The organism is Flavobacterium anhuiense (genome assembly GCF_900101855.1).
Lineage (GTDB): Bacteria > Bacteroidota > Bacteroidia > Flavobacteriales > Flavobacteriaceae > Flavobacterium > Flavobacterium anhuiense.
The window spans coordinates 253,467-275,354 of sequence record NZ_FMVC01000001.1 but is presented as its reverse complement, the minus strand read 5'-3'; the positions used below and the strand labels follow the sequence as shown (position 1 = coordinate 275,354).

The following is a 21,888-nucleotide window of genomic DNA, read 5'->3' as shown; positions in this document are numbered from 1 at the left end:
ATGGAGCGTTTTTTTTGTAAGTTTAGTTTTTAAAAATAAAAATATGAAAGGTTGTTTTGGTTTGATTTTACTAGGTTTTGTATTACTGTCATGTAAAAAAGAAAATGTAAAAAATACTCAAGAAATAAATAGTAATGAAATTGTTTCTTTTAAAGGAAATTCTACTTATGGAGATTCTCTATATAACACTGCTTATCTCCCGACTTCAACAACCAAACAGATTGTAAAGCATCAATATTATACGCTTTCTTACAATGAAAAGTTTGAGCAGGCAGAGTGGGTAGCTTACGAATTGAAAAAGGAATATTTAAAAAATAATGATTATAAACGTCCCTATTTTATAGAAGATCCAAAAGTAACTACAGGTTCTGCAGATTGGAGAAATTATAAAAAATCAGGTTACGATAAAGGTCATCTTTGTCCTGCAGGGGATATGGAGTTCAGCAAAGATGCTTATAATGACACTTTTTATACTTCGAATATTTCTCCTCAGAAAAGAGATTTTAATGCTGGAATTTGGAATAGGATAGAGCAGAAGACTCGCTATTGGGCAGGAAAATACAATGATATTTACGTGGTAACTGGCGGGATTGCAAAAGATTCGGATAAAAAAATAGGAACAGAAAAAGTGGCTGTTCCTAAATATTTCTATAAAATTGTTTTGGCTAAAAAAGGGAAAGAGCATAAAGCAATTGCTTTCTTGGTTCCAAACGAAAAAAGTGATCAATCGATTTATGATTTTGTAGTTCCAATTGAAACTTTGGAGAAAATGACCGGAATTGATTTCTTTCCGAATCTTAAAAACCTAAAAAGCAGTAAGGACTTTTAAATCTGCAATTGTTTCTGTTGGGTTTTCAGCCTTAAAAACAAAACTTCCAGCAACTAAAACATCTGCGCCTGCTTCTACTAATTGTTTTGCATTTTTGCTGGTCACACCGCCATCAATTTCGATTAGTGTTGAAGCATTTTTACGTGTTATAAGCGCTTTTAGTTTTTTTACTTTATCATAAGTATTTTCGATGAATGATTGTCCACCAAATCCAGGATTTACACTCATAATGCAAACTACGTCAATATCGTTTATAATATCTTCCAATAAATCTACATTGGTATGCGGATTCATGGCTACACCTGCTTTCATTCCTTCAGCTTTAATAGCTTGCAGTGTTCTGTGTAAATGTATGCAAGCTTCATAATGAACAGTCAATCCATTTGCGCCTAAATCAGCAAAAGTTTTAATGTAACGGTCAGGATCGATAATCATTAAATGGACATCGATATATTTTTTGGCATGTTTTGAAATGGCTTCTAAAACTGGCATTCCAAAAGAAATATTTGGTACAAAAACTCCATCCATAATATCGATATGAAACCAATCAGCCTGACTGTTATTAATCATTTCGACATCGCGTTGCAGATTGCCAAAATCGGCAGCAAGGACTGAAGGGGCAATAAATGTATTTTTCATTGTAGTGTTGTGTGTTGTTTTATTACAAAGATAAAGTTTAAACGCAAAGCACGCTAAGAATTACGCAAAGTTCGCAAAATTATTTAAGGATGAGAAGTTCGCAAAGCTTTGTGTTTTCTGAATTCTATTAAAAATATATCTTAAAAAAACTTAGCGAACTTTGCGTAATTCTTAGCGTGCTTTGCGGTAAAAAAACGTTGAAAGAAAAAATAAAAAACTCCGGTAATCAGCCGGAGTTTCAATCATCAATCAAAAAACGAACAGTCAATCAAACTGTTGTTTGCGGTACAAAGGTTTCATGTTTTATGTTTCAAGTTACACAAAGCAGCTTGAAACTTTAAACCTGAAACAAATATTGTCTTATCCTAAGTAAGTTTTAAGGATTTTACTTCTAGAAGTGTGTTTCAATCGACGGATTGCTTTTTCTTTAATTTGACGAACACGCTCACGAGTAAGGTCGAAAGTTTCTCCAATTTCTTCAAGAGTCATTGGGTGTTGATCGCCAAGACCGAAATATAAACGAACAACATCTGCTTCTCTTGGAGTTAATGTTTCTAAAGAACGTTCGATTTCAGTACGAAGAGATTCGTGAATTAATTCTCTGTCTGGATTTGGAGATTCGCCAGAACGTAATACATCATAAAGGTTAGAATCTTCTCCTTCCACAAGTGGAGCATCCATAGATAGGTGACGTCCAGAGTTTTTCATAGACTCTTTTACGTCGTTTACAGTCATGTCAAGTTCTTTTGCAATTTCCTCAGCAGAAGGCGGACGCTCGTTAGATTGCTCTAATAAAGCATACATTTTGTTGATTTTATTGATAGAACCAATTTTATTTAATGGTAAACGTACAATACGAGATTGTTCAGCTAAAGCTTGAAGAATCGATTGACGAATCCACCATACAGCGTAAGAAATGAATTTAAAACCACGAGTCTCATCAAAACGTTGAGCCGCTTTAATTAAACCTAAGTTTCCTTCATTAATTAAGTCAGGAAGAGTTAATCCTTGATTTTGATATTGTTTAGCCACAGATACTACGAAACGTAGGTTGGCTTTTGTTAGTTTTTCTAAAGCTCTTTGATCACCAGCCTTTATTCTTTGTGCTAATTCTACCTCTTCATCAGCGGTAATTAGGTCAACTTTTCCAATTTCTTGTAGATATTTATCTAACGATGCAGTTTCACGATTAGTTACCTGCTTGGTGATTTTAAGTTGTCTCATGTTGTTGTCTCCCTATTTTTTAAAGTGTACAAATGGTTATACGTAAGGAGTATCGAAAAAGTTACAATTATTTTAAAAATATTCTATAAAAATAGAAACCTGCCTTTTAATAGGCAGGTTTTGTGTGTGTTATGTTTATTTCGAAAATGAAATTTTTAATTCACGACCGTATTTTGAACTTCAATGTTTTCTGAAATTGACACAGGAATTCCATTTTTAGTAAAACCTTCAAGTCTTATTTCAAATGTTCCTGTTAGATCTGAAGTATAAAATGAAGTTTCAGAATTCTTGTCTACATGTGCTTCAGGATTCCAAAGCAACTGATTTCTGAAGTCTGGAATTCTGTCATTGTCAGAACCACTTTCGTATTTTACTTTATTGTAAATTTTTTTTGGTTGCGGTCTTAAAACTGTTGGCTTTGCTATGAAACTTCCTGTTTGAGTACTTTTAAAATCTTTATTGAAAGTGGTAAAACTAATTAACCCGTTAAAAGATCTTGGACCAAGATAATATCTTCCTACTATAAGTTCAATTTTGTAGACATTTTTCATGCTGTACAATGCCAAATCGTTTGCATTTTCAACATATTGTCCATCCACAAGAACAAGTGCAGATTCTGGAAGCTGAGGAAAAACACTAGGATCGGTTACATGCAAATAAAGATTGTTATCTTTTTGTTTTGAATAAATTTCTACAACAACCTCAGTGATAGTTTCTTTCAGCGTTTTGAAACGAGTGTAGTCATCTAAAATATATTCTTTAGCAAGAGGATAATAAAATGCATCTGTTGAAGGACTTTTCTCGATATTGTCTACTTTTTTATGAAAATAAGCATTTTCTACCTGACTAGAAACAGATCTTTCTAATAAGCTTTCCTTAAAAGTATAAGATAGACTTGTGTTTTTATCAAATGATAGTTTCGAGTAGTCTATTTCAGGACCATTATCTACAACAAGGTTATAAGCATTGGCTTTTTCATCAATGATCTGTAAAATTATATTTGGAGTATAAAATGTTTTCCCGATGCTGAAAATAAAGTTTCCATTCATATCGGTTTTTACAACTTTGAAAGCAAAAGATTTTCCCGGAATAGATAATCCAACAGAAATATTTGCAATTGGGTCTACGTTATTTTTAGCAGAAATTTTTCCAGAAATGATTTCGCCCCTAACTTCTGGCAAAACTATTTTCTGATCTTGTTTTTGTAGATCTAATGCCATAGGATAAGAAGGATTAGAAGCAAATGCAACAGCAGAAATTTTATCTGTCGCAGGGATATTGTCTAATTTTCTAACCGAAAGCGAATAGTTTCCGTCTTTAAAATCTTTATTTGAAGCCTCAATTTTTAAGTCTACCAATTCTCGATTTGTAAACGTTTTTTTGTTCAAGTTTAGTGCTATGTTTTCATTTTTTAAGTTTTCTGAAACATTTGCTTTTGAGCTATTGGCTAAAACTTTTTCAGCATTAGTTTTTTCATCTGTTTTATACGGATTGATAATATTGATGTTTAATTGAAACAATTCAGAAATAGGTTTGTTCAGCATCCAATTGGTAAATCCGATTAATTTATAACTGCCCGTTTTTAAAGTGGTCGGAATAAAATAATCACCTTGTCCCACTCCATTTTCGAGTGCGATTTTAGTGTTAAATACAGATTTTTGATTACTGTCAACAATTTCTACATAAGCTATTTTACTTATGTTGCTTGGTGTTTTATCGGACGACTTTAGGCAGTAAACTTTGTATAATAAAGTTTCACCTGTTACAAATGATGTAGCATTAGAATGAACATACAAAGTTTCATCTAAAGTGATAGTCTGTTGTGCTCTGCTAAATTGTGTATTAATCAATACAAACAATAAAAGGATGTGTTTTATTCTGTCCAAAATGAAGGTTTTATGTTAGATGAAAATGATGTGCAATCTCCGCATACACTATCGACCATAGTATAAATTATGCCACTATTTGTGATGTAGGTGTTTAAGTTACGATTTATATTATAAATCATAGTTTCTCCTTCGCAATCCTCTCCTCCAAAACAAAATCTATACATAATATCGTCGCAGGTGTTAAAGTAAGGAATCGGTTTGTTTGGAAAAAAATCAGTATAATTAAAAAATATTCTTTGTTCTGAATACGATGCTACATCAAAAAAACCAATAACTTTTGTAGAAGAATCATTAATGCATCTTATATTTCCAGAAATTAGTCCTGGCTGTTTTGGAGACAATATACTTTCAGAACTTGCAATATCTCGCATTGTCTTATGAAAAGTATAAGCTTCCAATCCTTCTATATATTGTTTTACTAATATGCTATAACGATGGCCAATAATGTAATTATTTTCCTCGATAAATCTTATTGGAAGATTTACGCGATCTTCTGCTTGGTCGTTTGTATTTACTAAAATAATGTTTGTAGATTTAGCATTAGAGTAGCAAATTCTAGTGTTTGGATCATTCTCAATTAAGGCAACAGTTTGCGGACTGGTTGTGATGATTTTTAATGTAGACCATCTTGGAGCAACAACTTTAAAAGTCTCTTCATATTCATATCTGTAATACTTTGAAGATTTTGCTGGGTCGTAAGTATTAACATTGATTTGAACTCCAGTTTCATTGTCTTTATTTGTCGCTAGTGCTGGGACAACACTTTGTATAGGATTTACTGTTGTTAAAGTTTGAGGGCTTGATTGATATATTTTTCCATTTTTGGTAGTAACTTCCAAAGTATATTTTCTGTCTGGAGCAGCCTGAAAAGCTACTTGAGATTTATATACTCCCGAATTTTCTTCAAATAAATATTCGTTATTTTGGTCATCCTTAACGATAACTTTAGCTCCGCTTTCAACAGCTACTTTCTCGTCTTCAAATTTTGAAGTTTTGGTTATTTTAATCTCTTGGTTTTTAAGTTCATTTGTTAATGTTGCTTCAATAACAATTATTTCTTCATAAGTATTGGTAACAAGAGGGAATGTTTCTGTACAACCACAAAAAAGGATCGTAAGAAGTGTTAGAAGGATCGTGTTTTTTATTATATGAAATTTCATGGCTTGAATATATTCTTTTTTAATCTGGTTCTGACTTTCATTAAGAAATCATCGTTTTTTAGTTATCTACCCAAAACGGAGGTTTTATGCTAGATGCAATTGTTGTACAGTCTCCACAAGGAGGTTCAACCCAATAGGTAAAACTGCCTCCTGTTCCCGAAAAATAAATTATTTTTTCTAAGGATAAATCGTCAAAATAAGTACCGAAATGCGTACAAGGATCAGGAACAAAAGCTTCTGCTTCTGAGTAGCAAAATTCTTTACAGTCTACAATATAAGGTGGAGGGAATTTACCAGGGAATAAATCTTCGTAGTTAAAATAAATTCGTTCCGTAGATACAGAGCAGACATCAAAATACCCTGCTATTTTACTGTTTGAGTTATTAGTAGATCTTAGATTGCCTATTAAAAAACCAGGCTGATTTGGTGAGACAATAGTTCCTCCGGAAGCTGCTGTTTTCTTTAATGTATTGTAGTAATTATATGCTGCTTGACTTTCGATGTATTGTTTTACCAAAATGCTATATCGGGTTGTAATTATATAATCTTGATCGTTAATAAATCGAATTAAATAATTTACTCGATCCTCTTTTAGATCATTTGTACTTGTTAATAATAATTCTACATTTTTTTTAGAACCATAACAAGTCTGGGTATCTGGATTATTTGTGACAAAATAAGGAAAGCCATTTGCATCCAATTTTAATGTTGTTTTTCTCCATTTTGGCGCGATAACTTTGTAGGTTTCCTCATATTCGTATCTATAATACGTTGACGAGCTAGCTGGATCAAAGCTATTAACAAGAATGCCAACACCATTTACGCCATCTTTTTCTTCAACGGCTGCCACTACACTTTGCATTGGATTTATAGTTGTAAGCATTTCAGGCAATGATTCAAAAGATCTGCCGTCTTTAGTGTTAATATGCAATTGATATTTGGTATTAGGAACTGCTTGAAAGTCTATATCTGAGACATATTTTTCAGAATCTTCAGTAAAGTTGTATTTATTTCCAGCATCGTCTGTAATAAAAACCTCTGCTCCAGTTTCAGAAAGATAGCCTTCGTCTTCAAATTTAGCAGATTTGGTAAGTTTTATTTCCTGTTTTTTAAGTTCGTTGGTTATGTTGGCTTCAACGACTAAGACCTCTTCATATCTGTTTGTTACTAACGGATATGCTTCTGTACAGCTATTAAAAAAGACTGTGAGAAGTATGAAGAGGGCTATATTTTTTATTAAATAAAATTTCATTTATTGATATTCTTTTTAAGTTGATTTAATCTTTTAAAAACTAGATAACTTTTATTTAATCTACCCAAAAAGGAGGCTTTATATTAGATGCAATTTTTGTGCAATCTCCGCATGGAGCATCAACCCAAAATGTTTTGAGGTTACTGTTACCATCTCCAGAAAAATAGGTTATTTTTCCTAGAGGTAAATCCTCCATATAAGAACAACAGTGTGTACAAGGAACAGGATTATTAGGTTCTTCTGCATAACAAAATTGTGTGCAGTCTACTGCATAAGGCGGAGGGAATTTACCAGGAAATAGATCCTCCCAATTAAAATAAATCCGTTCTGTAGATACGGAGCATACATCAAAATAGCCTGAAATTTTTGCGTTACCATTAGTTGATTTTAAATTACCCAATAAAAGACCAGGTTGCAAAGGGGAAGTTATAGTTCCTCCTGAAACAGCTGTTTTATTTAATGTATTGTAGTAACTGTAAGCTGCCAGACTTTCTACATACTGTCTAACCAAAATACTGTATCTGTGTGTGATAATATAATCTTGGTCGCTAATAAATCGAATGCGATAATCTACTCTGTCTTCTTTTAATTTGTTTGTGTTTAACAGCATAAATCCGATGCTTTTATTAGACCCATAGCAAGTCTTAGTGTCTGCAGAATTCGATTCAAAGGTTGGTCCGCCATTCCATACAAGTTTAATTGGCAGCCATTTTGGTGCAACTACCTTGTAGGTTTCCTCGTACTCAAACCTATAATAGGTCGATGTAGCTGTAGGATCAAAACTATTGACACGAATACCGACACCATTAATATCATCCTTTTGCTCTATTGTTGCCACCACACTTTGCATGGGAGTTATCGTGGTAAGCATTTCTGGCGATGATGCAAACGATCTACCGTCTTTGGTGTTAATGTGTAACTGATATTTTACATTTGGCACAGCCTGAAATTCTATATCCGAAACATATCTGTCAGAGTCTTCACTAAAATTATATTTATTGCCAGCATCATCTGAGATGAAAACTTCTGCTCCGCTTTCCGGAAGATAGTCGTCATCTTCAAACCTTGCAGATTTGGTAAGTTTCACTTCCTGTTTTTTAAGCTCGTTGGTAAAATTAGCTTCAACAATCAGAACATCTTCAAACCTGTTTGTTACCAATGGATACGCCTCTGTACAGCCATTAATTGCAATAGCAGTTACAAGTAAAATAATAATCTTGTATAGACTGTAATTTTTCATTTTAATGCTAAAATTTAAAATTATAAGTAATACTTGGTACAGGTATTGAGAATATAGATGTCTTATAACCCTTTACTTTTCCATTTTGATCTGTTACGAAATAAATAGAATAGGGATTGTTTCTTCCTAGAACATTGTAAATAGAAATATTCCAGAAACTGTGCGCTAACTTTTTAATTTTATGATTTCCTTCAATGTTAATTCCAATATCTAAACGAATGTAATCTGGAATTCTATAGGCATTTCTGTCGCTATACAAAGTATATTGTGAATTTCCGTATTGGAAAGTACCAATAGGATATGTTATTGGTCTTCCTGTTTGATACAAAAAGTTAGTCGATAAGCTGTAACGTTTTGTAAATCTATAGTTTAAAATTGCACTTAAGTCATGAGGTTTATCAAAATTCGCAGGGAAATATTCACCATTATTTACGATTTCAGAGCTGAATTGGCTATCAAGCTTGATAAAAGTACGAGAATAAGTATATCCAATCCAACCGTTTAATCTTCCAGTTGATTTTTTTAACAAGAGCTCCACTCCATATGCCTTTCCTTCTCCTTGCAAAAGCTCAGTTTCAACATTTTGATTAAGCAATAATTGAGCTCCAACTTTGTAATCAAGAATGTTTTTTGATCTTTTGTAATATCCTTCTAAGCTTACTTCGTATTCTTCATCTTTTAGAGTTTTAAATAAACCTAAAGAAACCTGTTGAGCAGTTTGAGGTTTTACATTAGAATCAGATAATTTCCAAGTATCTGTTGGAGATTGTGTAACGTTGCTTGATAATAAGTGAATATACTGGCGAGTTACATCATAACCTGCTTTAATCGAGAAATCTTCTGTGAAAGAATATCTTGCAGCAATACGAGGTTCAAGACCACCATAGGTTTGTATAACTTCATTATTTTTATAGGTCGTTGTTCCGGTTACAGTTTCATCGCTCAATGGCAAGCCGGGAGCATAGGTATTTACTTGACCAGGCCCTAGTGACATGTAATAAGAATATCTCAACCCAAGATCAATAAGCAATTTATCACTGAATTTATAACTGTCTGACAAATAAACTGCAGATTCCAATGCTTTTTCTTTTTCAACGTCTGTTGCAACTAAAGTAGCCTCTGGTTTTGTTGGATGCTGATATCCAGGTGAAACATTGTATAGTTTACTAGCAAGTCCGTAAGAAAAAGTATGTTTTGGATTTAGCTGATAGCTAAATTTTGCCTGTAATTGTGATTCATTTACTTTATAGCCAAAATCAAACGAATTTATGTCGTCAGAATCATAATCAATGTTGAATTTATATTCACTGTTTGTGAAAATAAAAGCAGCTTTGTTTTTTTTGTTAAAAGTATGATCCCATTTTAATGAAGCCAATCTGTTGCTATACTTATAAATAGAGTCTGAACTTAAGCTAAAACGGTCATGGCTGTAATATGCGGTAGCTTCTAAATTATTGTTTGCATTAATAGCGTTATTGTATTTCAAAATTCCATCATAGAATCCCGCTTGGCTATTTTTTAATTCTTCATCGTCAAGAGCTTTTAGAATCCAGTCAGAATACGTTGCACGGCCGCCAACAATAATACTTGACTTGTTTTTTTCTATTGGAACACTAAGCGTAAGGTTTGATGTGATAAGGCCAATAGCACCTTCACCTGAGAATTTTTCAGGATTTCCATTTTTTGTAGCAATATCAAATACTGAAGATAATCTTCCTCCAAAATCGGCAGGAATACTTCCTTTGTAGATATCTGCTTTTTTTGTCGTATAAGGGTTAATAGCAGAGAAGAATCCTAAAAAGTGCTGTGGATTATATAATACTGCATTATCTAAGAGGATTAAGTTCTGGTCGTCTTTTCCTCCTCGAACATTAAATCCTGCAGAACCTTCACCTGTAGTTTTAATACCAGGGAAGGTAGTGGCAACTTTTAGAATGTCTCTTTCGCCAAGTATCAAAGGAACATTTTTTATTCCTTCAATATCAATAGAAACTAAGCCTGAAACAACAGATTCAGTAGTTTTCTGTCCTTTCTTTTTAATAACAACTTCATCAAGCTGATTTGATTTTTCGTTGATGCTAACATCAAATTGCCCGTCATCATAAACCATTAAGGTTTTTACCACTTCTTTATGGCTTAATGATTTAATTTCTATAATGTTTATGCCTCTTGGTAACTGCAAAGAATAATTTCCGTCAAGATCAGTAGAAGTGTTGATGTTTTTATTTCGAACTTTAATGTAAATATTCGGTTCTGCTTTACCGGTTTCTTCGTTTCTAATAGATCCAGAAACTGTAAAAGTTTTTCTAGTAGATTCCTTGTTTTCTTTACCAATGAATACAATAGAAGACTTTTTGTTTACTGTAAAAGTGCTTAAAGAATCGTACTGCTGATGAAATACTGGATTTTCACTATCGGTATTTGTATTCTGATTCGTCTCTGCTGGAGCATCAGTAAAATAATTTGCTGGTAAAGTATCGTGAATTGTGCTATTTAAAGTAAAAATAACCTTGTTTTTTAGAATGATATAATTCAAGTCTGTTTTGCTTAAAATCTTATTAAGCAAATCATCGATTTTTACATCAATATAAGTTCCTGAAATTAATTGCTTCTCAGAATTAACCCAAGTAGGATCAAAGTAAAATTTGTATTTGGTTGCTTCTTCAATACTTTTAAGTGCATTGGTTAAGGTTTCGTCTTTAAAAGTAATAGATAATTTCTCATTCGTATTTTGCGCAAAAGACAATTGAAAAGAGAAAACGATAAATAAGGAGAGTAAAATTTTTTTCATTTGTTTTATTTGCTTGATATTGAAAGAGAGTTAAAAGTGTATTTCATCAAATTTTTCATGAATTGATTTAAATCGGATTTTCTCAGTTCTCTGTTCAATAAATAAAACCCATTGATTTGTTTTTTCTGTTCGGGAAATAATTTAATAAGGTCGCTTTTGCTTTTTATTGGATAAATTTTACCTTTTAAATCGATAAAAAAAGAATTATTTTCTTTGAAAGTATAATAAAGACTGCTTTCGTTAATTGTCTTCTGCATGTCTTTGTGATGTTTGATATACAACACTAAATCTGGAGAAATTTTAGTTTCTTCATAGTAGCCTGTGGTAAATTCAGGGATATCTTCGTTTTTTCTTTCTCTTTTGATAAAGTTTTTATCCTGAATAGAAAATGAGCTAACTTTATTTTGTGCCAGGTTTATACCAATATTGTCAGATCCACCGTCAGGATTTAAAACTAGTATATCTCTATAAATATCATACTTAAGCTTAATATCATAATAAGCTTGATCTTCATAAACAACTTTGCCTAATTCGTATTTATTTATTAAATACAGATGAATGTCATTTCCTAAAGTTCTGAATGGATTTGTGTGAGGTATCCCATTGTTAATATCCAGATTGCTTCTGCCAACAGTAGTGTCAAACCAATTGTAAGTATTGATATCATTACTAGTTTGACTCTGAATAGGATGAATGTTTAAGAATAATTCAAATAAAATGAGAAAAACGATTTTTTTTTGGTAATTTTTCAAAGGATTTAATGGTTTTGTTAATGGTTTTCGGAAGATTTCAAAAGTATAAAAAAAAGGTTACAAATAAAACGCTAATTTGTTAAATTGTGATAAAAAGGCGCTACAGGCATGCAAAACGCATTGTGTAACTATTAAAATTTAGAATTTTTAGTAAAAAAAATCGAAAAACCATGCTGAAGTGTGTTTTTTAGTTTTTTTTTGAATAGAATTTATTTCAAAAAAAAGCTAGAGACATTAAATGTTGCTTCTAGAAACTGAAAAACCCCAATTCAATAAAGAATTGGGGTTTTCTATAAATAAACCTTTAGTAAACTAAGATCTGATTACTCTTTTTTCTCCTCACGCGGAGGTCTTGGAACAAGTGCTTTTTTAGACACTTTTTCTTTTTTAGTTTTAGGATCAACTCCTAAGTATTTCACTTGGAAAACATCGCCCATTTTGACTACGTCGGCAACATTTTCTGTACGTTCCCAAGCTAGCTCAGATACGTGAAGCAATACTTCATTTCCAGGTGCAGCAGTATATTCAACTACAGCTCCAAAATCAAGCATTTTAATTACCTTCACTTCGTATGCTTCTCCAACTTGAGGTTTGAAGGTTAGGGCATCAATTTTAGCCAATACTGTTTTGATTCCTTCTGGATCAGTTCCTAAGATTTCAACAACCCCTTGCTCGTCAACTTCGTTGATTACAATAGTAGTTCCTGTAGCTTTTTGTAATTCTTGAATTACTTTTCCTCCAGGTCCGATTAACGCTCCAATAAAGTTTCCAGGAATAGTTCTAGTGATGATTTTTGGTGCATGATCTTTAACTTCTGGTCTTGGAGTTGCAATAGTTTCAGTTAATTTTCCTAAAATATGTAAACGTCCATCACGAGCTTGTGCTAAAGCTTGTTCCATGATATCATAACGTAATCCTTCGATTTTGATATCCATTTGGCAAGCCGTAATACCATCAGCAGTTCCAGTTACTTTAAAGTCCATATCTCCTAAGTGATCCTCATCTCCTAAGATATCAGACAATACAGCAAATTTTTCACCGTCAGTGATTAATCCCATAGCAATACCAGAAACTGGTTTTGTCATTTGAACTCCAGCATCCATAAGAGCCATTGTTCCAGCGCAAACTGTTGCCATAGAAGAAGAACCGTTAGACTCTAATACCTCTGAAACAACACGAATTGTATAAGGACAATCTGCAGGAATCATATTTTTAAGAGCTCTTTGAGCTAAGTTACCGTGACCAACTTCTCTTCTTGAAGTTCCTCTTAGTGGTTTTGCTTCACCAGTAGAGAAAGGAGGGAAGTTATAGTGTAAGTAGAATTTCTCTTCGCCTTGTTCAGATGGAGAATCGATTTGGTTAGCTTCTTTGGAAGTTCCTAAAGTTACCGTTGCCAAAGCTTGAGTTTCTCCACGTGTAAATAAAGAAGATCCATGCACAGATGGCAAATAATCAGTCTCACACCAAATTGGTCTGATTTCTGTTGTTTTTCTACCGTCTAGACGAATTCCTTTTTCAAGAATTACATTACGAACAGCTTCTTTATTTGTTTTGTAGAAATATTTTCCAACTAAACCAGCAAGATCTGCATTTTCAGCGTATTCTTCTTCAGTAAATAAAGCTTTTGCTTCTTCTTTTACAGCTGCAAATTTTTCACCTCTTTCTGCTTTTCCAGAAGCTTCTTGTGCAATTGCATAGCATTTATCGTAAGCGGCAGCTTTTACTTTTGCGTAAACAGCTTCGTCTTCAACTTCACCTTCATAAGTTCTGTATTCTTGAGAGCTTAATTTTGCTCTCAATTTTTGTTGAGCAACAATTTGGACTTTAATAGCTTCGTGTGCAAATTTAATTGCTTCAACCATTTCAGCTTCTGAAATTTCTTTCATCTCACCTTCAACCATGGCAACAGAATCCATAGAAGCTCCAATCATCATATCGATATCAGATTTTTCTAATTCTTCTCGGCTTGGGTTGATTACTAACTTTCCGTCGATACGAGCAACACGCACTTCAGAAATTAAGTTGTAAAATGGAATGTCAGAAACAGCTAATGCTGCAGATGCTGCTAAACCAGCTAATGCATCTGGCATAACATTATCATCATGAGACATTAATTGAATCATAACCTGAGTTTCGGCATGGTAATCATCTGGGAAAAGCGGACGTAATACACGGTCTACTAATCTCATTGTTAATACTTCGCTGTCGCTAGGTCTAGCTTCTCTTTTGAAAAATCCTCCTGGGAAACGTCCTGCAGCAGCAAATTTTTCACGGTAATCTACCGTTAATGGTAAAAAGTCAACACCTGGGTTAGATGTTCTTGCGGAAACTGCAGTTGCTAAAAGCATACAGTTTCCTAAACGTACAACAACTGAACCATCGGCTTGTTTTGCTAATTTACCAGTTTCGATTGAGATGCTTCTTCCATCTCCTAAATCGATAATTTCTTGTGAAACTTGTGGAATCATAAATTTTTCCTTTTTGATTATACAATGGGTTTTAGTTGTGTTGTAGTTGTTGTTGTGTGTAGTTGTTGTTATCTAAAACCCAATGAAAAACCAAACTTTTTTTCTTGTAATATGCTTATTATAAACAGCTGTAATGTAAAAACAAAAAGAGGCACTCTCGCACCTCTTTTCTATATTGATTATTTTCTGATATTCAATACTTTGATAATCTCACGATATCTGTTGATATCTTTCTTTTTCAAGTAGTCCAACAAAGCTCTTCTTTTACCTACTAATAGTACAAGAGAACGCTCAGTGTTGTAATCGTGACGATTTTTTTTCAAGTGTTCAGTTAAGTGAGAAATTCTGTAAGTGAACAACGCGATTTGACCTTCTGCACTTCCTGTGTTTGTTGCACCACCGTGTTGTGCGAAGATTTCTTCTTTCTTTTCTTTAGTTAAATACATTCCAATATTGTTTTAAATGATTTTTATGTATGTCAATACAACTTTTGTAAGACGGGTGCAAAATTAGATTAAAAAAACAAAAGAATCAAACAAAAATAAAAGAATCTTAAAATAGAATAATGATTTTTATTTTTTGAATAATTTCCTATCCTAATTATTTTGCTAATTTGGCACTGTAAGAGGTATAGCATATAATACTCTCACAGGTACTCCCCTCTGTTTTCCAGGAATCCAGTTTTCATAACTAGTGATTACTTTTATAGCCTCTTCATCAAGGCCATATCCTAAGGATCTGAGAACTTTAGGCTCAATGATTTTCCCTTCTTTATCAATTATAAACTGAATAACCAATCTTCCGCCTATTTTATTTGCAATAGCTTCCTTCGTTTTTACAAAATGATCACCAATATATTTATAAAAATCGTTAATTCCTTTTTGAGGTAATGGTTTAAGTTCCAAAGCATCATATTCTAACTCTTTTCCATTGGAATTAATGCTTTTTCCAGAAATAAACTTTCCATTTTTATAAAATTCAGTGTATTGGCACTTGGTGATTTCGTTAATTCCTTTCCATTCTCCGTCCTTAAATCCTTTGTTTAAATTTCCTTTTGCCGAAGAGGTCCCCCAATCTTCTTCAAAATAACCATTTCCCTTTTCTACGGTATGTTCATTTTTAGAATTCCAAAAATCAAAGATTTTCATGTCCGAACCAAATCCTTTTTCAGATTCCAAATACTCGCCCCTAATTCGTGGATTCCCATTTTCATACCATTCTGAGAAGCTTCCATTTAATCTTGATTTAAGGTAGTTTTCAGTTCTTTTTTTCTGTCCATTTTCAAAATAATAAATATATTCGCCTTCTTTTGAATATCCGTCTTTGGTTTTAGAATTTCCTTCCATTTTTAACGCACCGGACTTATAATAATCCTTTACTTGATATAAATCCTTCTCAGTGTAATAATCTTTAATTATTCGGTAAGAAATGTGATTTTCTTTAGAAGCATCTTTTCCAATTGAATCAAAATATACGATTTTATCTAAAGTGCTTTGTGAAAAGATCCACATCGGAAAAAGTAAAAAAAATAGAAAGTTTTTTTTCATAAAAGTTGATAGTTGGTATAGTTATTATTTTGATTTTAAAGCTTTTTTACCAGATTGCTTTTCGCTCAAAGACGAATAAGAAAATTTGACATTGTTTGCATCAGTACTTACGCCCGAAATTAAAACTCCTTGATCATAATTGTCAACAAACGTAATCTTTCGTAAAATGTCATTCCCTTCCCAGTAACCTTGTTTCAATCCGCCTTTGACTGTTCCTTTTTGAGTAACAAACTGGTCTGTTTCTTCGTAATCTCCATTTCCATTCGTAACGGTTTGATTTTTATTTATATCCCAGCAATTTAGAATCAAAGTCTGGAGCTTTTTTGTTTTCGGATCCCAAATGTTCTGTTTTTCGCATTTTTTACTCTGATCTTCGTACCAGCTAATTTCTTTGCCAGCTTTATGGTCTTCAGAATAATTTATAACAGATTCTTTTGCACCATTTTTATAATAGTAAATAAATTCCCCGTCTTTTTTTAGAACATCTCGATCTAAGGTCGATCCCGTCATTTTCTTTCTTCCATTTTTGTAGAAGTCAGTCACAACATAACGGGTGCTTTTCTGAGAATAATTGGTAATTACTCTTGTGTAAGCATGATTTTCGGGTGTACATTCACGATTTAAGGAGTCTAAAAAGATTTTTTTAGACATCATGCTAATTTGCGCAGACAGATTAACTGAAATTATCAGAAGCAATATGAGTAAGATGTTTCTTTTCATTCAGTCTATTTTTATCTTAAAAATAGTTCTTCTAGAATAATTTAGCAACTTCTTGATTTACAAATTCTAAAAATCTTTCGTCAGCTTCTGTAAACGGATCAATTACATGGCTGTCAATGTCGATTTGGCCAATATTTACTCCATTAACAAAAAGTGGCACTACGATTTCAGACTTAACTGTTAAACTGCAGGCAATATAATTGTCTTGAGCTTTAACATCTGGCACTACAAAATTGGCATTGCTTTCGGCAACCTGACCACAAATTCCTTTTCCAAACGGAATAACAGTGTGATCTGTTTCTGCACCAACGTAAGGGCCTAAATGTAAAGTTTTAGTGTCGTGATTTGCAAAATAAAAACCAACCCAGTTGTAATATTCTACATTTTCGTTTAAAAGTTTGCAGACTGCTAATAATTTTTCGTCTCTATTTTTTTGACTGTCAGTAATAATACTGCTTATTTGTGGTTGTAATTCTTGAAATGTCATGATATTAAATTTTATACAAAAGTATTTAAAGCTGAACTCAAAAAATATATAAATTTGAAAAAAAAATCTCTTGAAAAAATATTTAGTACAGTTTAAGCCATTTCTGATTTTTATAAGCATTTTTTTTCTGACATATATTGTCCTTACATTGCTTTACAAATTTTATTTAAATAGTTATCAAGCAGAAGATCTTGATGCTATAACGATGGTTTCTGGAAGAAACTCAGAGCAATTGTTAAGGCTCTTAAACTATGACGCAATTATTCAGAAAAGCTCGCAAAATCCTTGGCAAGAGATTATTTTAAACGGAAGATTTATAGCGAGAATAGTTGAAGGATGTAATGCTGTAAGTGTAATGATTCTTTTTGTGTCTTTTGTGGCTGCTTTTTCAGGAAATTTAAAAAAGACATTATTATTTATATTCTTTGGACTAATATCTATTTATATCCTGAATGTTATTAGGATTTCACTTTTGATAGTGCTTATCTATCAATTTCCGCAATATAGCCATTTCCTGCATGGAACATTTTTTCCTTTGATGATTTACGGATATGTTTTTGTTTTATGGATTTTCTGGATTAATAGATTTTCAAAGTATGCTAAGTAAATTAAAAGAGAAGAAATTTAAAATCTTTGCGGCAATTGCTGTAGTAATAGGTTTTGCTTTGATAAGAACATTTGAGCGAAAACTGTTTTATGATCCTTTTTCGGTATATTTTAATGCCGATTTTCAGTCTATTCCTTATCCGCCAGTAGAGAATCTTAAGCTTTTTGCGGGACTTTTTTTTCGTTATTTTTTAAATTCAATTTTGTCTTTGGCTTTGATTTACGCTTTATTTCACGATCGTGATATTCTTAAATTTAGTCTTCTGATTTATAGTGTGTTTTTAGTTGTTTTTCTATTGATGTTTTACATCATACTCGAATATTTTCCAGATGGCAGCTGGCTTCTGTTTTATGTTAGGCGATTTTTAATTCAGCCTATTTTGATATTATTATTTATTCCGGGATTTTATTATCAGCTTCAAAAAACTAAAAAATAACATTTGTTTTAGTTTTTTTTCGAGAGTTTTTAAATAGCTTTGCAGTATGAATTTGAAAAAGTGCACAGGTCTGTTTTTAGCGCTCCTTCTATTGATTTCCAATATAGGGTTTGCTTTTGATGTGCACTATTGTGGTGGAGAAATTGCTTCGGTTTCTTTAAAAACTACAGCAGAACCTGTTCTTGAGAAGAAATGTTGTGGTTCTAAAGAGAAAAAGAATTCTTGCTGCAAAGATAAAGTTGTTCATTTCGAAAAGAAATCAGACAACGCAACTATCAAATTTTTCTTTTTTCAATTTGCTTTCCCAGCAGTTGCACAAGATTATAAACCTCTAGTCTTTTTAGAAGTTCCAACTTTTAAAAAGAAAGAAGTTCTTTCGTATTATGCTGATGCGAATGCACCTCCTTTATTTAAATTATACCATCAGTATATTTTCTATTCCTGATTTTAATGTTAAGATGCAATGCGAGTCCTAATCAAGGCTTTGTATTTACATTTTGATAGTTTTTGTTTTTGCAAAAACATCAAGAATGTAATTCTATTTCAACATTAAAATCAATTTTTTATGCAAAAAAATATAATGCTTTTTGCAATGATTTTGCTTTCTTTTTCTGCTTTTTCACAGGAAGATCTTCAAGAAGTAAAAATCACTAAAAAGCAAAAAGGAATTAAAAAATCCTTTACAGTAACAGCCAACACTTCTGTAATTACCAGCAAAGAATTACTTAAAGCAGCTTGTTGTAATTTGGCTGAAAGTTTTGAAACCAATCCGTCAATCGATGTTAATTTTTCTGATGCTTTAACAGGCACTAAGCAAATTAAAATGCTGGGTCTGACTAGTCCATATTTAATGATTACAGAAGAAAATATTCCATCTGTTCGAGGAGCGTCTCAAGCCTATGGTTTATCCTTTACGCCTGGAACTTGGATTGAAAGTGTCCAAATTACGAAAGGAGCGGGAAGCGTTATAAATGGTTACGAAAGCATTTCTGGCCAGATTAATACAGAGCTTTTAAAGCCATTAAATGATATTCCTTTCTTCTTGAATGCTTACGGATCGACAGATTCTCGTTTTGAATTAAACACCCATTTCAATAAAAAATTATCAGACAAATGGGCGACTAGCTTATTTGTTCACGGAAATGCGCGTGTAGCCAAAAACGATATGAACAAAGACGGTTTTCTCGATAATCCGTTAGGAAAACAAATCAATGTTTTAAACCGTTATCAATATTATAATCCAGAAAGTGGTTTGGTGAGTTTTATCAATTTCAGATATATGAATGATAAAAAACAAACCGGAGAAGTAAATTTTGATAAAGATCGTGATCGTGGCACAACCAATTATTGGGGTTCAGAAATTAATACTGAACGCTTTGATGTTTCGACAAAAATTGGATATGTATTTAAGGATATGCCATATCAAAGTATTGGTTTTCAAAATGCTTTTAATAGCCATAAACAAGACTCTTATTATGGTTTAAATCAATATGATATTAAACAGAATAGTTTTTATTCTAATTTGATTTTCAATTCGATTATCAATAATACGATGCATAAATTTTCAACTGGTCTGAATTTTACTTATGACCAATATCAGGAATTTGTAAACTTAGCAGATGTCAGCAGAATTGATAACTCGGTTGGTGCTTTCTTTGAATATACTTATGATAATACAGATAATTTTAGTCTGATTTTAGGCGGAAGAGTTGATAACCATAATCGATTGGGAGTTTTTGTTACACCAAGGTTGCACATGAGATATAATCCATGGAAAAATGGTGTAATTCGTTTTTCTGCTGGAAGAGGAAAACGTTCTGCAAACATTTTTGCTGAAAATCAACAGCTTTTTGCTAGTTCTAGAACTTTTTCAATTTTAGATTCCAACGGAAAAGTATACGGCTTAAACCCAGAAATTGCATGGAATTATGGAGTGAGTTTTTCTCAGAAATTCCGTCTTTTCAACAGAAATGCCGATGCCGGCTTTGATCTTTATAGAACAGATTTCCAAAATCAGGCCATTGTAGATGTGATGCAAAGTCCGCAGCAAGTGTTGTTTTATGATTTGAAAGGAAGTTCTTTTGCAAACAGTCTTCAGGTTGAGTTCAATTACGAATTAATCCATAATTTGAATTTAAGAACAGCTTATAAATATCATGACATTCAAACCGATTATCTAAGAGGAACTTTCCAACGCCCGCTTCAGGCAAAACATCGTTTCTTAGGAAATTTAGAATATGAAACAACGATGAATAATGACAAGCAATGGAGGTTTGATTTTACTTATAATTGGTCAGGAAAACAACAATTGCCTTATACAGCTTCAAATCCTGTAGAAGATCAGTTTCCTGATTTTTCACCTGCTTATGCTGTAATGAATGCGCAAGTGACCCGAGTTTTTTCTCCAGTTTTTGAAGTGTATGTTGGGGGAGAAAATATTGGAAATTATAGACAAGAAAAAGCAATTTTAGGGGCAAATGATCCTTTTGGACCTAATTTTGATGCGTCTATTGCATATGCTCCAATTTTCGGACAGATGTATTATGCAGGGCTTAGATTTAAAATTAAATAACAATTTCAATAAATAATAAAATTAAATACAATGAATAAAATAGTTTTAATCGCAATGATGGTTTTTTTAGGTTTTTCAGCTCAGGCTCAAACTAAAAAAAATAAGAATTTAAAGTACACAACAGAAGTAAACGGTAACTGTGAACAATGTAAGAAGCGAATTGAAAAAGCGGCTTACGGTGTTCCAGGAGTAAAAACAGCAAGCTGGGATGTAAGCTCTCATCAGCTTTCGGTTATTTTAAACGAAGAGAAATGTTCTCCTGCAGATTTGAATAAAGCAATTGCAAAGGCGGGTCATGATACTAAGGAAGTTAAAGCAACAACCGAAGATTATGAAAACCTTCACAGCTGTTGCAAGTATGTAAGAGAATAAGAAATAGAGGAGCCCAAACAATTAGTTTGGGCTTTTTTTAATAGTTAATTTATGTTTAAAATACCGCATTTTATTGTGGTTAAGGTAAATTATTGTTACTTTCACGAACTATAAAAAATAACCAATCACATTTATGAATAATTTTGAATGGACTCAGTTACTAAACCCTGAATTTTATATTACTTTAAGCGTCGGAGGTTTTCAGATTGGGTTGTTTATCGTTCTGTTTATAGTTTTTGCTGAGACAGGACTTTTTGCAGGCTTTTTTCTGCCTGGAGATAGTTTACTTTTCTTAGCAGGTATTTACAGTCGTGATCTAATTGAAAATGTAGCTTACATCCCAAATGACTTTATAAATGTATTTCTGCTTGCTACAGCAGTTGCTGTAATGGGAGTTTTAGGGAATATGACTGGTTATTGGTTTGGTGCAAAAAGTGGTTATTATTTATTCAAAAAAGAAGATACATTCTGGTTTAAGAAAAAGTACTTGCTTCAATCAAAAGATTTTTTTGAAAAATATGGGGGTAAAGCAATTATTTATGCTCGTTTCTTACCAATTTTTAGAACGTTTGCCCCAATTGTTGCCGGAATCGTTTCGATGGACAAAAAGAAATTTATGTTTTATAATATTCTAAGTTCTTTTCTTTGGTCGTTTATTTTAATTTTCGCTGGACATTATTTATACGGCGTTTTCTTAAAACAAGGCATAGATTTGAAGAAACACATTGAATATATCATTATTATAATCATCATTATTTCAACATTCCCAGTTCTGCTGAAACTTTTGAAAAAGAGACCGCACGAAGAGATATAATCAAATAAAAAACAAAAAAATCCGAAGTTTTTCAGCTTCGGATTTTTTTATGCTTTGTTATTAAAGCTTATTGCCAATAATATTTCTAA

20 protein-coding genes are annotated in these 21,888 nt (G+C 32.5%); 7 read left to right on the top strand and 13 right to left on the bottom strand.

Translation table 11 applies throughout. The features are described from left to right. Positions 1 to 43 precede the first annotated feature (43 nt). Positions 44 to 829, top strand: a complete 786-nt coding sequence (locus BLP44_RS01095) for a DNA/RNA non-specific endonuclease (protein ID WP_091129766.1) — start codon at positions 44 to 46, stop codon at positions 827 to 829. Here BLP44_RS01095 and rpe read toward each other — a convergent pair. The 13 genes from rpe to BLP44_RS01030 form a co-directional block, all read right to left on the bottom strand. Next, positions 806 to 1,468, bottom strand: a complete 663-nt coding sequence (rpe, locus tag BLP44_RS01090; RefSeq protein ID WP_066032930.1) for a ribulose-phosphate 3-epimerase — start codon at positions 1,466 to 1,468, stop codon at positions 806 to 808. The genes BLP44_RS01095 and rpe overlap by 24 nt on opposite strands. 360 nt (positions 1,469 to 1,828) lie before the next feature. Next, the gene (locus BLP44_RS01085; protein WP_007804760.1) at positions 1,829 to 2,692 is read right to left on the bottom strand and encodes a sigma-70 family RNA polymerase sigma factor; all 864 of its coding nucleotides are present in this window, start codon (positions 2,690 to 2,692) and stop codon (positions 1,829 to 1,831) included. Positions 2,693 to 2,847: 155 nt separating this feature from the next. Continuing rightward, a complete protein-coding gene (locus BLP44_RS01080; protein WP_091128384.1) occupies positions 2,848 to 4,578 on the bottom strand; it encodes a hypothetical protein in 1,731 nt (576 codons plus the stop codon). Next, positions 4,566 to 5,741: a DUF4249 domain-containing protein gene (locus BLP44_RS01075; protein WP_091128381.1), complete on the bottom strand. Its 1,176-nt coding sequence runs from the start codon at positions 5,739 to 5,741 to the stop codon at positions 4,566 to 4,568. The genes BLP44_RS01080 and BLP44_RS01075 overlap by 13 nt, the downstream gene beginning before the upstream one ends. Before the next feature lie 58 nt (positions 5,742 to 5,799). Further along, positions 5,800 to 6,993, bottom strand: a complete 1,194-nt coding sequence (locus BLP44_RS01070) for a DUF4249 domain-containing protein (protein WP_091128377.1) — start codon at positions 6,991 to 6,993, stop codon at positions 5,800 to 5,802. Positions 6,994 to 7,048: 55 nt separating this feature from the next. Next, on the bottom strand, positions 7,049 to 8,233 hold the full coding sequence (locus BLP44_RS01065) for a DUF4249 domain-containing protein (RefSeq protein ID WP_091128374.1): 1,185 nt from the start codon (positions 8,231 to 8,233) through the stop codon (positions 7,049 to 7,051). A 7-nt stretch (positions 8,234 to 8,240) separates the two neighbouring features. Next, on the bottom strand, positions 8,241 to 11,024 hold the full coding sequence (locus BLP44_RS01060; protein WP_091128370.1) for a TonB-dependent receptor: 2,784 nt from the start codon (positions 11,022 to 11,024) through the stop codon (positions 8,241 to 8,243). Positions 11,025 to 11,029: 5 nt separating this feature from the next. Beyond that, complete coding sequence (locus BLP44_RS01055) at positions 11,030 to 11,776, bottom strand: hypothetical protein (RefSeq protein ID WP_091128368.1); 747 nt, start codon at positions 11,774 to 11,776, stop codon at positions 11,030 to 11,032. 323 nt (positions 11,777 to 12,099) lie between these two features. Continuing rightward, positions 12,100 to 14,244, bottom strand: coding sequence for a polyribonucleotide nucleotidyltransferase (locus BLP44_RS01050; RefSeq protein ID WP_091128365.1), 2,145 nt, complete (start codon positions 14,242 to 14,244; stop codon positions 12,100 to 12,102). A gap of 179 nt (positions 14,245 to 14,423) precedes the next feature. After that, positions 14,424 to 14,690 carry a 30S ribosomal protein S15 gene (gene rpsO / locus BLP44_RS01045; protein WP_008466503.1) on the bottom strand — a complete coding sequence of 89 codons (267 nt, stop codon included), beginning with the start codon at positions 14,688 to 14,690 and terminating at the stop codon, positions 14,424 to 14,426. A gap of 162 nt (positions 14,691 to 14,852) precedes the next feature. Beyond that, positions 14,853 to 15,791: an energy transducer TonB gene (locus tag BLP44_RS01040; protein ID WP_091128363.1), complete on the bottom strand. Its 939-nt coding sequence runs from the start codon at positions 15,789 to 15,791 to the stop codon at positions 14,853 to 14,855. 24 nt (positions 15,792 to 15,815) lie between these two features. Continuing rightward, on the bottom strand, positions 15,816 to 16,511 hold the full coding sequence (locus BLP44_RS01035; RefSeq protein WP_091128359.1) for a toxin-antitoxin system YwqK family antitoxin: 696 nt from the start codon (positions 16,509 to 16,511) through the stop codon (positions 15,816 to 15,818). Positions 16,512 to 16,542: 31 nt separating this feature from the next. Then, positions 16,543 to 16,998, bottom strand: a complete 456-nt coding sequence (locus BLP44_RS01030; RefSeq protein ID WP_066032920.1) for a GAF domain-containing protein — start codon at positions 16,996 to 16,998, stop codon at positions 16,543 to 16,545. Positions 16,999 to 17,068: 70 nt separating this feature from the next. On the opposite strand from BLP44_RS01030, the gene xrtF reads away from it, so the two are divergent. From xrtF to BLP44_RS01000, 6 genes are all read left to right on the top strand, one after another. Continuing rightward, positions 17,069 to 17,605: an exosortase family protein XrtF gene (gene xrtF, locus BLP44_RS01025; RefSeq protein ID WP_066032919.1), complete on the top strand. Its 537-nt coding sequence runs from the start codon at positions 17,069 to 17,071 to the stop codon at positions 17,603 to 17,605. After that, entirely contained in the window at positions 17,595 to 18,041 is a 447-nt protein-coding gene (locus BLP44_RS01020) for an exosortase F system-associated membrane protein (protein WP_091129763.1), read from the top strand. Before xrtF ends, BLP44_RS01020 begins: the two co-directional genes overlap by 11 nt. A 46-nt stretch (positions 18,042 to 18,087) precedes the next feature. After that, complete coding sequence (locus BLP44_RS01015; protein WP_091128357.1) at positions 18,088 to 18,486, top strand: HYC_CC_PP family protein; 399 nt, start codon at positions 18,088 to 18,090, stop codon at positions 18,484 to 18,486. A gap of 120 nt (positions 18,487 to 18,606) precedes the next feature. After that, positions 18,607 to 20,613: a TonB-dependent receptor plug domain-containing protein gene (locus BLP44_RS01010; RefSeq protein WP_091128353.1), complete on the top strand. Its 2,007-nt coding sequence runs from the start codon at positions 18,607 to 18,609 to the stop codon at positions 20,611 to 20,613. A 30-nt stretch (positions 20,614 to 20,643) separates the two neighbouring features. Then, complete coding sequence (locus BLP44_RS01005) at positions 20,644 to 20,985, top strand: heavy-metal-associated domain-containing protein (RefSeq protein WP_008466516.1); 342 nt, start codon at positions 20,644 to 20,646, stop codon at positions 20,983 to 20,985. A 133-nt stretch (positions 20,986 to 21,118) separates the two neighbouring features. Further along, positions 21,119 to 21,799, top strand: a complete 681-nt coding sequence (locus BLP44_RS01000) for a DedA family protein (RefSeq protein WP_008466518.1) — start codon at positions 21,119 to 21,121, stop codon at positions 21,797 to 21,799. Positions 21,800 to 21,888 lie beyond the last annotated feature (89 nt).